13 protein-coding genes are annotated in these 10,584 nt (G+C 66.0%); 9 read left to right on the top strand and 4 right to left on the bottom strand.

Annotated features, from left to right (window positions below):
• Positions 1-390 precede the first annotated feature (390 nt).
• Together Y882_RS14660 and Y882_RS14655 are read right to left on the bottom strand one after the other, a co-directional pair.
• Complete coding sequence (locus Y882_RS14660) at positions 391-1,212, bottom strand: ferritin-like domain-containing protein (protein WP_046972679.1); 822 nt, start codon at positions 1,210-1,212, stop codon at positions 391-393.
• 139 nt (positions 1,213-1,351) lie between these two features.
• Positions 1,352-1,768, bottom strand: coding sequence for a universal stress protein (locus tag Y882_RS14655; RefSeq protein ID WP_046972678.1), 417 nt, complete (start codon positions 1,766-1,768; stop codon positions 1,352-1,354).
• A 374-nt stretch (positions 1,769-2,142) separates the two neighbouring features.
• Between Y882_RS14655 and Y882_RS14650 the strand changes: the two genes are divergently transcribed.
• The 9 genes from Y882_RS14650 (at position 2,143) to Y882_RS14610 (ending at position 7,801) form a co-directional block, all read left to right on the top strand.
• The gene (locus Y882_RS14650) at positions 2,143-2,601 is read left to right on the top strand and encodes a hypothetical protein (protein WP_046972677.1); all 459 of its coding nucleotides are present in this window, start codon (positions 2,143-2,145) and stop codon (positions 2,599-2,601) included.
• Between the two features lie 92 nt (positions 2,602-2,693).
• Positions 2,694-3,239, top strand: coding sequence for a peroxiredoxin (locus Y882_RS14645; protein ID WP_046972676.1), 546 nt, complete (start codon positions 2,694-2,696; stop codon positions 3,237-3,239).
• A complete protein-coding gene (locus Y882_RS14640; protein ID WP_046972675.1) occupies positions 3,239-3,790 on the top strand; it encodes a hypothetical protein in 552 nt (183 codons plus the stop codon). The genes Y882_RS14645 and Y882_RS14640 overlap by 1 nt, the downstream gene beginning before the upstream one ends.
• A 71-nt stretch (positions 3,791-3,861) precedes the next feature.
• The gene (locus Y882_RS14635) at positions 3,862-4,614 is read left to right on the top strand and encodes a DUF2884 family protein (protein WP_046972674.1); all 753 of its coding nucleotides are present in this window, start codon (positions 3,862-3,864) and stop codon (positions 4,612-4,614) included.
• A 110-nt stretch (positions 4,615-4,724) separates the two neighbouring features.
• A complete protein-coding gene (locus Y882_RS14630) occupies positions 4,725-5,159 on the top strand; it encodes a DUF2383 domain-containing protein (protein ID WP_046972673.1) in 435 nt (144 codons plus the stop codon).
• A gap of 26 nt (positions 5,160-5,185) precedes the next feature.
• Positions 5,186-5,758, top strand: a complete 573-nt coding sequence (locus Y882_RS14625; RefSeq protein WP_046972672.1) for a DUF924 family protein — start codon at positions 5,186-5,188, stop codon at positions 5,756-5,758.
• A 26-nt stretch (positions 5,759-5,784) separates the two neighbouring features.
• Positions 5,785-6,057, top strand: coding sequence for a DUF2845 domain-containing protein (locus Y882_RS14620; protein ID WP_046972671.1), 273 nt, complete (start codon positions 5,785-5,787; stop codon positions 6,055-6,057).
• A 155-nt stretch (positions 6,058-6,212) separates the two neighbouring features.
• Positions 6,213-6,515 carry a DUF2845 domain-containing protein gene (locus Y882_RS14615; RefSeq protein ID WP_052950035.1) on the top strand — a complete coding sequence of 101 codons (303 nt, stop codon included), beginning with the start codon at positions 6,213-6,215 and terminating at the stop codon, positions 6,513-6,515.
• Between the two features lie 62 nt (positions 6,516-6,577).
• Positions 6,578-7,801 carry a low temperature requirement protein A gene (locus Y882_RS14610; protein WP_082121129.1) on the top strand — a complete coding sequence of 408 codons (1,224 nt, stop codon included), beginning with the start codon at positions 6,578-6,580 and terminating at the stop codon, positions 7,799-7,801.
• 6 nt (positions 7,802-7,807) lie between these two features.
• Here Y882_RS14610 and Y882_RS14605 read toward each other — a convergent pair whose 3' ends face one another.
• Together Y882_RS14605 and Y882_RS14600 are read right to left on the bottom strand one after the other, a co-directional pair.
• A complete protein-coding gene (locus tag Y882_RS14605) occupies positions 7,808-8,833 on the bottom strand; it encodes a 2-dehydropantoate 2-reductase (RefSeq protein WP_046972669.1) in 1,026 nt (341 codons plus the stop codon).
• Complete coding sequence (locus Y882_RS14600; RefSeq protein ID WP_046972668.1) at positions 8,830-10,488, bottom strand: FAD-binding dehydrogenase; 1,659 nt, start codon at positions 10,486-10,488, stop codon at positions 8,830-8,832. Before Y882_RS14600 ends, Y882_RS14605 begins: the two co-directional genes overlap by 4 nt.
• Positions 10,489-10,584 lie beyond the last annotated feature (96 nt).

Raw genomic sequence — 10,584 nt, 5'->3', positions numbered from 1 at the left:
AGAGCCACATCAAGAGCCGACTGCCGGTCGTTGTCTGGCGTCGGCTCCCTTGTAGGAGCGCACCATGTGCGCGACAGCCACACGGCGCGGTACGCCGCAACGCTGCGGTCGCGCACAAGGTGCGCTCCTACAAGGGTGCGCATGCCGTGGATTGCGACGGCGGGCCGCTCTTTGTAGGAGCGCACTTGTGCGCGACCACCTGACGAAGCGATACACCCACGCGCCGCGGTCGCGCACAGGGTGCGCTCCTACAAGGGAGGGCGCACGCTTGTGGCTTGCCGAGGGGCTATTTGTGGGAGCGCACCCTGTGCGCGACAAACCTACGGAGCGGGGTACCCATGCGCGGCGATTGCTGGAGATCAAAGCAATCGCCACTTCACAGCTCAAACCTCAATTAAGAAACAACCTCTCCGCCAACTTCGCCAGCGGCTTCTCCATCGCATTCTGCAAACGCGGCGGCAGTTCCAGCGGCTTGAGCAACATCTTCACCGTCATCTCCGCGGGAATATTCCGCCGCAGCAGATCCTGCGCGCGGCCGGTGACGCGCTTGAACTCGGCGTGGTTGCCCTGGTGCTGCGGATAGCACTGGTTGAACACATGGCGCAGGGCGATGTCGCTGTCTTCGCCGCGGATTTCGTTGAGGCGGCGCAGGATGACCCGAAAGATCTTGTAGCGTCCGAAGCCCTCGCGTTCGCGATACAGGCGGTAGTGCTGGTAGAAATTCTTGTAGTGGCGTACTTCGTCGCTCTTGATATGACCGGTGAGCTGCTTGAGCACGGGCTCGTCGGTGATGTCGTTGAGGGCGCGGTAGAGGCTGGCGGTGCCGGTTTCCACCACGCAGCGCGCGGCCAGTTCCAGGCCGCGGCAGGGTTCCAGTTCATCGGCCGTGCACACCGCGCCGTATTCGGCCCAGAACGAGGCGAAACCCTTGTCCCAGTCAAATTCCGGCCACACCGCTCTCACATAGGCGGCGAGGGCGCGGCCGTGTTGCAGTTCCTCGTGTTCCCAATGCTGGCTGAGCCAAGTCTGCAGGGTTTCGTCGCCGGCGAAGTGGTCGACCAGGTTGTGCGTATACAGGTCCGAACCGCTCTCGACGAAGGAGGCGCTGCACAGCAGGAAGAACAGGTCTTCGTTCTGGCGTACACGTGGGATGTCGATCCGGCTGAAGTCCAGGTTTTCGAGGGTCCAGGGCAACGATTGGGCATAGCTCACGCGGGCTTTCCTGTGCGGGGCCGAAGGGCTGGCTGGCCGCGGGGCGCGGCGCCAGCCTGGCATGACGAACGTGTGACAGCATACGACGAGACGACGACGCGGGATTAACGAGCGCCGACCCGCCGGGCCGTCGACGGGCTCAGCGCACCACGGTCACCGGCACGTGGGCGCGTTCCAGCACGTCGCTGGAGACCGAGCCGAGCAGCCAGCGCGCGAGCGCGCCGCGCTCGGTGTGGCCGATCACGATGTGATCGATGGCGTGGTTGCGTACCTGCTCGAGCAGGACGTCGCCGGGGCTGCCGCGCACCACTTCGGCATCGATCAGGGATGCCGTGCCGGGCACCAGCTCCTTCACTTCGTCGAGCAACTGGGAGCAACGCTTGCCGCCCTGGTCGGCGATCATCAGCGCGCAGGTGTCGGCGCTGCCTTCGGTCACCTGCAATACCGACACCACGCGGACGCGGCCGCCGGAAGCCTGCGCCAGTTGCACGGCAAAACGCAGCGCGCGTTGCGATGTGGCGGAGCCGTCATAGCCGACCAGCGAGTACTTGGGCATGCGCTACCTCGGGCACGGGCAGGCTCGCTGGGTCGGGCCGGGATGCCGGGCGGCCCGAAGCGCATTGGCCTGCGGTCTTCTGAATCCGGGACCAGCGTAATCCTCGCCGCGCGCCTGCGCTACGGCTGATGCGCGCCGTCGGGCAAACCGATGCAAGTGCATGTCCCGCGTACGCAACGTACGGGAGTGACACGCTTTTTTTAAGCTCCAAGACAGCGTTGCCGCGATGCCGTTAACGAAGCATCCAGCTATTTGCACACAGCGTTCACGGGAACTGCCGACCATGGAGGTGCTACGGCGGACAGGTGCAGGCACTGGGCTGACCACAGTGGCTGAGATCGTCCGAAGTCCTCATTCACTGCAAGGAGATGAAAATGATCAAGCGTTCAATGGGTATGGCGGCTCTCGTACTGGCCTGCGCCGGCGCCATGTCGATGGCACCGGTCAGCGCGGCCCGCGCGGCGGAAGCCGAAGTGAAGTGCGATCTCTCCTTCAGCATTTCCGGATGGTCGCTCATCTACAAGCATGCCTCGGGCAGCGGTACGGTGGTCTGCAGCAACGGCCAGAAGGCCAAGGTGAAGATCTCGGTCAATGGCGGCGGCATCACCGCCGGCAAATACCGCATCGACAACGGCAAGGGTGACATCACCCACGTGCGCAGCATCGACGATGTGTTCGGCAGCTATGCGCAGGCCGGTGCCGAGGCAGGCGTGGTCAAGAGCAGCGAGGCGCAGGTGTTGACCAAGGGCACGACGTCGCTGGCCCTGCATGGCACGGGCGAGGGCGTGAACCTCGGTGTTTCGGTGGGCGCGTTCGAGATCGAACGCGAGTAACCCGCCATCGCACGCGTTATCCAGAGGGCGCCGCATGGCGCCCTTTGTTTTGCAGCGCGTAAACTGGGCCTGAATTTCTTCGGAGTGTCCCGATGCGTCGCCTTTCGTTCCTGTTGATGTTGAGTCTGCTGCTGGGCCTGCTGGCTCCGGCCTACGCAGATGAGCCCGCCGCCACCGTGCCGCAGGTCGGTCAGAAAGCGCCTGATTTCCGCCTGCAGGACCAGAACGGCAAGTGGCACGCGCCGGCCGATCATCAGGGGCGCTGGGTCGTGCTGTATTTCTATCCGAAGGACTTCACGCCCGGTTGCACCACCGAGGTCTGCGCGTTCCGCGACGATGTCGCCAAGCTGCGCCAGCAGGGTGCCGATGTGTTGGGCGTGAGCCTGGACGATGTGAAGTCACACGCGGAATTTGCCGCCAAATACCACGTGCCGTTCCCCTTGCTGTCCGATGCCGACAGCAAGACGGCGCAGGCCTATGGCGTGCTCGCTTCCAAGATGGGCTTCAAGTACGCGCGCCGCACCACCTTCCTGATCGATCCGCAGGGCCGGATTGCCAAGGTCTATCAGGACGTCGATCCGGAGAAGAATTCGGCCCAGGTGCTGGCCGATCTGGCCACGCTCAAGGCGTCTTCCTGATGCCGCTGATGCTGCGCAGTGATAGCCGCCGCGACGGCTTCGCGCCGTGGCGCATCGTGGCCTGGCTGATCCTGTTGCTGGCGGCCTACGGTTGCCTGCAATACGCGCTGCACGCCACCCAGTTGTGGCGTGTACTGCAACCGCTGCCAGATTCCAACACGGGCGACATTCTCCAGCTGCACAAGATGCTGGCCTGGGATGTGCTGTATTTCGCCGCGTCGCTGGTGCTGGTGGTGATCTGCGCGGGCGCCATTCTTCGCCAGGGCTGGGCACGGCCGTCGCTGCAGCTGGCCAGCGTGCTGCTGGCGGTGGGTTGGGGCCTGGTCGGCGGCCTGATGCTGTTCTTGCAGTGGCGGGATTTCAGCCAGGCGGTGGCGCTGACCAACGCCCAGGACACGCTCGATACCGCCTCGCAAATGGCGATGGCACACATGCATCGCTCATTCCTGATCGCCGTGGGGATCAAGTTTGTCGGTGTGCCGGTGCTGCTGTGGCTGGCCTGGTGGCTGGGGCGCCCGTCGGTGCGCGCCCAGTTCCGCTCGCGGCGTTGAGCGCGTTCGGTTCAGGCCCGGTTGCCGCGGCACGGGTTATCGCTTCGGCAACGTTTGCTCCGGGGCTTCCCATGTACCTGCGCCGCCTGTCCCTTGTTGCCTCCCTGTCGCTGGCCAGCCTGGCCTTGCACGCACAGGATCTGGCGACCACCTGTCACGCCACCAGCAGTTACGACCTGACCATCGCACCCGATCGCCTGCTGTTTGATCGCCCGCAGCCGATGCCGCGCCAGGTGGAACTGCACGACGGCAGTCTGCGCACCGACGGCAGCAAGGTCGCCCTGCGCCCGGACGAGCAGGACCGCCTGGCCTTGTTCGAGCGTGAACTGCGAGCCCTGGCGCCCCGCGCCAAGGCGGTGGCGGCCAATGGCGTGGACATGCTGGCGGCAGCCATGCACGACGAAGGCGCCCGTCTCTCGCTGGACCCTGCGACGCGGTCAGAACTCGACCGCCGCGTGGCGTCCCGTGCGGCGGAGCTCAAGCAGCGCCTGGCGGCCAGCAACAGTACCCACGACTGGCAGGGCAATCTGGCCGACCAATACGCCAACCAGCTGGCTTCCGACCTGATGCCCCTGCTGGCCAATGATCTGGGCCAGCAGGCCATGAATGCTGCGATGACCGGCGACCTGCAGGCGGCGGCCAATCTGCGTGATACCGCCAGCGACCTCACCACCCAGCTGCGGCCCCGGCTGGAACAGCGTATGCAGGCCCTGGGGCCGCAGGTCCAGGCCTTGTGCCCGGCGGTCCAGCGGCTGGCTGAATTGCAGCAGGGTATCCGCGGCGCCGGCGGCCAGCCACTGAACCTGCTGGACGTGGGCCAGTAAAACCTCCGCTGAGCGAGCGTTTCGTCTGGACCCGAGATTAACCCTACGCTAAGTGGCGAAGGACGAGGATGGCGCCTGCATTCGTTTTCAGCTGAGCAGGAGGCGACCTCGTGTCGCGTGCACCGCATTACAACGCCCTCATCCGGCGTGGCATCGATGACCGGGACCTGTACCGCCGGGCCCTGGTCCAGGTTCGCGAACCCGGACTGCAGGCCTTGCTGGCCGAGAACCTGCACACCCTGGATGCGTTGATCGGCGACCTGCAGGCGCAGATGCATGCCGCTGGCCGAACGCCGGCCCGGCACGGCACTTTGGCTGGCTCGGTGCGTGGCGCGCTCGCCGACATGGTCACCGGCATGGCCTCCAACCGCGATTCGGCCTGGGTCCACTATTTGGCCCGCCATGAGTGCGCGCTGCTGAACAGTTTCGAGCAGCAGATGGCGCTGGCCTCGGATGAATCGGCGCGTGTGCTGAGAGTCCAGTTGTCGCGCCTGCACGGCATCCATAAGGATATGCACTGCCTGGCCGGTACCACCCACGGTTGACCGGTCGCCCATCCTGAGGAGCGCGCGTGCCGACCCCCACGGACGTGCTGGAGTTCTGGTTCGCCGGCGATTCCCAGACGCATTGGTATGAGCGCGACGACGCCTTCGATGCGGCGATTCGCGAGCGCTTTGCAGACACGCTGGACGCGGCCCGCCGCGGCGATCTCGATCATTGGGCGCAAACACCCCACGGCTGGCTGGCCCTGCTGATCGTGCTCGATCAGTTCAGCCGCAACCTCTACCGCGACGACGCCCGCGCGTGGTCGGCTGATCCCATGACGCAAGTGCTGGCGCTCAATGGCGTCGCCCGAGGCGACGACCAGCAGCTGACGCCGATGCAGCGCGTGTTTGCCTATATGCCGCTCGAACATGCCGAGAGCCCGGTGTTGCAGGGGCACTGCGTGCAGCTGTTCGAACGGCTGGTGGCTGGCCTGCTGGCGGATGAACGCCCGCGTTTCGAGAACTTCCTGGACTACGCCCGGCGCCATCACAATGTGGTCGAACGGTTCGGCAGGTTTCCCCATCGCAACGCGGTCCTCGGTCGTCTCGATACGCCTGAGGAGCGGGAGTATCTTGCGACGCCGGGATCGGGTTTCTGAGCGTCACCAACGACACGGAGTTCATCATGCGCCGCTATCTGTTCATCGCACTCTTGCTGTTGAGCGCCACCGCCACGGCAGCCGATACCTATCGGGTGGGCAGCGAAGTTCTGACCGTCGGCGACAGCGCAGCGCGCGCCATGCAGATGATGGGCAAGCCGGACTTCAAGGAGCCGGTGCAAAGCGACTTTGGCGGCTACCAGGGCGAGCGCTGGCAGTACATGCGCGATGACGGACGCGTCGTCATCATCACCATCCTCAATGGCAAGGTCTCGGACATCGCCGATCGCTCGCGATGAGCGTTTTGCATCCGCGTGAACGACGGCAGCAGACGATGCCTGCCGACAGCATGCCGCGGCTGTAAACCCATGCCCTGACCGGGTAGCGCATCGCTAAGGTGACTCTCCGCGCCAGCGCACAGGGAGAGGGCCGAGCGATGCGTCGAGCCATGGGGATGAGCATCTTGTTGTTCGCGTGCATGGCTCATGCAGGCAGCGGTACCTTGCGCGTGGGCAGCCAGGTGCTGGTCGTGGGCGACACAGCAACGCGCGTGCTGGAACTGCTGGGCAAGCCGGCGTACCGCACGCATGCCGCCGCCTCCAACGATCGTCATGGCGGTCGCCGAAAGAGCCACGGGAGCCGCGGCCGATCGGCATCGTCGGGCGGCGAGCAATGGCAGTACCGCCAGGGCCATCGCGTCGTCACCATCGTGATGGTCGACGGCAAGGTCAGCGCGATCCGCGACGAGGGTCGCTGAGCAAGATGGCGGCGCGGCCGCCGCTCATGCGATAACAGGCGCGAGGGTAGGGAGATCGCGTCATGTCCGAAATGACTGAATCGGCGGAACATCGTTCGCCAAGCCTGCTGCGTCCGCGTCAGCCGGGCATGCACGGCAAGGTCACCAATATCGAGCTGTTCTTCGATCTGGTGTTTGTCTACGCCGTCACGCAGCTGTCCCACACGCTGCTGCGCGACCTGAGCGTGCTGGGCGCCGTGCACGTCCTGCTGCTGTTCCTGTCGGTCTGGTGGGTGTGGATCTTCACCGGCTGGATCACCAACTGGCTCGACCCCGATCGCTTTGCCGTGCGCGTGCTGGTGCTGGCGCTGATGTTTGCGGGTCTGTTGTTGTCGGTGGCGCTTCCCGAGGCGTTCGACGGTCACGGCCTGATGTTCGCCAGCGCCTACGCCTCGATGCAGGTGGGGCGCTCGCTGTTCATGGTCTGGGCGTTGCGGGCGTCGACGCCGGCGGCACGCCTGAACTTCTATCGCATCACGCTGTGGTTCGCGGTGGCGGGCGTGTTGTGGGTGATGGGCGGCCTGGCGACGGACGCAGCGCGCCTGGCGTGGTGGACCATCGCCCTGGCCATCGAATACATGGGGCCGGCGGCGTACTTCTACGTGCCGGGCCTGGGTCGATCCAACACGCGCGAGTGGGACGTGGAGGGCGGCCATCTCGCCGAGCGCTGCAGCCTGTTCGTGATGATCGCGCTCGGTGAATCGGTGGTCGTGATGGGCAGCTCGTTTGCGGAAGGTACGCGCACAGCCGATCTGTGGTTTGCCTTCCTCATGGCCTTCGTCGGCTGTGTGGCGATGTGGTGGATTTACTTCGACCTGGGCGTGGAGCGCGGCAGCCGTTCGATCATCCAGTCGACCGATCCGGGTCGCACGGCACGGCTGGGCTATACCTATCTGCATCTGCTGATCGTGGCCGGCATCGTGGCCTGCGCGGTCGGCGACGAGTTGAGCCTGGCGCATCCGCTCGCGACGGCGCAAACGGCACAGATCGCTGTATTGCTGGGCGGACCGGCGCTTTACCTGCTGGGCAATGGGCTGTTCAAGATGACCGTCAACCACACCAATTTCCCGCTGTCCCATCTGGTGGGAGTGGGTTTGCTGGCGGCCCTGGCGTGGCCTGCGCATGCACTGCCGGTGGTGGCGCTGGCAACGGCGACGACGCTGCTGCTGGTCGGCGTCGCATTGTGGGAAACCATCTCGCTGCGCAATCTGCGACGCGAGCTTTACGCCGCGCAAGCACAGGAGTAACGACGCTTACGTCGCGGCGCGGCTGCGCAAATCGTCGAGCAGTTCCTGCGCCGTCCATGTGCGCCGCGCCTGTTCGACCTGGTGCACGAGTTCCACCAGTCGCGCATTGACCGGTGCGGCGACCTGATGCGCTGCGGCCAGACGCACGACTTCGCCGTTGATGGCCTCGACCTCGGTGGAGCGTCCGCGCTCCAGGTCTTCCCACATCGACGAACGCGCCACCGGATCGATCGCCAGCAGACGCGAGGCTAGCCGGCGGAACCAGCTGTCCGGCATCTCCAGCACCCGCGGCAGCCACGCCGGCGGCAGCGGCGTGAGCTTGGCCGGATGCATGCCTGCGGCATCGAACACCGCCAGCGCTTCGCGTTGCGCCAGGGCCAGGCAGCGACGCCAGTCGCGCTGCGAGAGTTGTTCCTTCAAGGGCAGGTTGGACAACGCGTTCAAGGCGTTGTTGAGGTTGAGCAGCAGCTTGGCCGACAACACCGCGGGCATGTCGTTGCGCGCCATCAGCGGCAACCCGGATGCTTCGAACACCGGCAGAAAGGCCGCCAGTGATTCGTGCGCCTCCACCATCAGCTCGCCACCGGAACCCTGGTGGAAATCGCCGGGGACGCGTTGCAGCACGTTGAACGGCACCATGCCGGCCAGCACCGGATGGCCGGGCAGGGCATCGCGCAGGATGGCGGCGTTGTGCAGCCCATTCTGGAAGCTCACCACGGGCACGCCAGGCGCAATCACTCCCGCCAGTTCACGCGCCACCGTTTCGGTGGCCGACGACTTCACGGTGACCAGCACCAGGTGCGCCTTGGCGGCGGCGAACGGATTGACCTGCAATTCCACCTCGCGTGCGGCGATGTGTTCGTGGCCGCCCAGCAGGTCGCTCCAGTCCAGGCCGTGGATGCGCCAGGCGTCGATGACGCGGCGGCGGCCAATGCAGGTGATGCGTGCATTGTCGTGCAGCCGGGCACCGAGGTAGCCGCCGACGCTGCCCGCGCCGTAGATGGCGATGCGCGGCAGGGCATGCACGCTCATGCGACGGCCTTGGCCGCGGCGCGACCGGCGATGCGGCCGGAGTACAGGCAGCCGCCGAGGAAACTGCCTTCCAGTGCGCGATAGCCGTGAAGACCGCCACCGCCAAAGCCCGCCGCTTCACCCACGGCATAAAGCCCCGGCATCGGCTGACCGTCGTGGCCGAGCACGCGCGCGTCCAGATCGGTTTCCAGGCCACCCAGCGTCTTGCGCGTGAGTATGTTCAAGCGCACCGCGATCAGCGGTCCGTTCGCCGGATCCAGCAGGCGATGCGGCTTGGCCACGCGCACCAGTTTGTCGCCGCGATAGCGACGCGCGTTGTGGATGGCCATGACCTGGCCGTCCTTCGTGTATGGGTTGTCGAACTGGCGGTCGCGCGCTTCGATCTCCTGGCGGATATGCGCGAGGTCGAGCAAGCTGTTGCCGGCAAGTGCATTCATGCCGGCCACCAGTTCTTCCAGCGTGTCGCGCACGATGAAGTCGCGGCCATGCTGCTTGAACGCTTCCACCGGTGCGGGTGCGCCCTTGCCGACGGCGCGTTTGGCCACCTGCCGCCAGCTCTTGCCGGTGAGGTCGGGATTCTGCTCCGAGCCGGACAAGGCGAACTCGCGGCGGATGATCTGCTGGTCGAGGATGAACCAGCTGTAGTCGTGACCGGTGCGGCGCAGATGTTCCAGCGTGCCCAGCGTGTCGAAGCCCGGCCACAGCGGTCCGGGCAGGCGGTTGCCGGCGGCATCGAACCAGAACGACGAAGGGCCCGGCAGGATGCGGATGGCATGCTTGGGCCAGATCGGATTCCAGTTTTCGATGCCTTCCACGTAGTGCCACATGCGATCGCGATTGATCAGGCGAGCACCGGCGCTTTCAGTGATGCCGAGCATGCGGCCATCCACGTGCGCCGGCACGCCGCACAGCATGTGCGCGGGCGGCGGCCCGAGCCGCTCCGGCCAGTTGCGGCGCACCAGCGCGTGATTGCCGCCGATGCCGCCGGAGGCCACGATCACTGCCTGCGCGCGTTGTTCGAAATCGTGCAGCACATCGCGCGAACTGGGCTTGCCGCGCGCCATGCCGTCGGCCGCGAGCACCTTGCCGCGCACGCCCACCACGGCGCCGGCTTCCACCATCAACTCATCCACGCGATGGCGGAAGCCGAAATGCAGCAAGCCTTTCGCCTGCGCTTCGCGGGCGCGACGCACAAACGGTTCGATCACGCCGGGGCCGGTGCCCCAGGTGACGTGGAAGCGCGGCACCGAATTGCCGTGACCGATGGAACCGTGCCCGCCGCGCTCGGCCCAGCCCACCACCGGAAACCAGCGCATACCCATGGCGTGCAGCCAGGCGCGCTTTTCGCCAGCGGCAAAGTCCACATAGGCCTCGGCCCAGCGACGCGGCCATTGGTCCTCGGGGCGATCGAACGCCGCCGTGCCCATCCAGTCGGCCAGTGCCAGCGCATGCGAGTCGCGCACGCCCATGCGCCGCTGTTCCGGCGAGTCGACGAAAAACAGTCCGCCGAAGGACCAGAACGCCTGTCCCCCCAGGCTTTGTTCCGGTTCCTGCTCGAGCACCAGCACGCGCTTGCCGGCATCGGCCAGCTCCGTGGCGGCCACCAGCCCGGCGAGGCCGGCTCCCACCACGACCACATCGCACCCTTCCCGCATCCCCCGCCTCCCCGTGGCGATTTGCGTCTTCGGAACTTAGCGTGCCTGTCGGCGCATTCCTATGCGCGCTGCGTCATAGCCCGGAAGTCCCGGGTG

The sequence above is a fragment of the Dyella japonica DSM 16301 genome, from assembly GCF_001010355.1.
In the GTDB taxonomy this organism is placed as follows: Bacteria; Pseudomonadota; Gammaproteobacteria; order Xanthomonadales; family Rhodanobacteraceae; genus Dyella; species Dyella japonica.
Note: the sequence above shows the minus strand (reverse complement) of the source record. Positions and strands in the feature narration are given on the sequence as shown.

Excerpts from the sequence above, each read along its gene's own strand:
- Y882_RS14655 (WP_046972678.1), bottom strand. The coding sequence starts at position 1,768 with ATGCCCAAGTACTCGCTGGTCGGCTATGACGGCTCCGCCACATCGCAA.
- Y882_RS14650 (WP_046972677.1), top strand. The coding sequence starts at position 2,143 with ATGATCAAGCGTTCAATGGGTATGGCGGCTCTCGTACTGGCCTGCGCC.
- Y882_RS14645 (WP_046972676.1), top strand. The coding sequence starts at position 2,694 with ATGCGTCGCCTTTCGTTCCTGTTGATGTTGAGTCTGCTGCTGGGCCTG.
- Y882_RS14640 (WP_046972675.1), top strand. The coding sequence starts at position 3,239 with ATGCCGCTGATGCTGCGCAGTGATAGCCGCCGCGACGGCTTCGCGCCG.
- Y882_RS14635 (WP_046972674.1), top strand. The coding sequence starts at position 3,862 with ATGTACCTGCGCCGCCTGTCCCTTGTTGCCTCCCTGTCGCTGGCCAGC.
- Y882_RS14620 (WP_046972671.1), top strand. The coding sequence starts at position 5,785 with ATGCGCCGCTATCTGTTCATCGCACTCTTGCTGTTGAGCGCCACCGCC.
- Y882_RS14615 (WP_052950035.1), top strand. The coding sequence starts at position 6,213 with ATGAGCATCTTGTTGTTCGCGTGCATGGCTCATGCAGGCAGCGGTACC.
- Y882_RS14610 (WP_082121129.1), top strand. The coding sequence starts at position 6,578 with ATGTCCGAAATGACTGAATCGGCGGAACATCGTTCGCCAAGCCTGCTG.
- Y882_RS14605 (WP_046972669.1), bottom strand. The coding sequence starts at position 8,833 with ATGAGCGTGCATGCCCTGCCGCGCATCGCCATCTACGGCGCGGGCAGC.
- Y882_RS14600 (WP_046972668.1), bottom strand. The coding sequence starts at position 10,488 with ATGCGGGAAGGGTGCGATGTGGTCGTGGTGGGAGCCGGCCTCGCCGGG.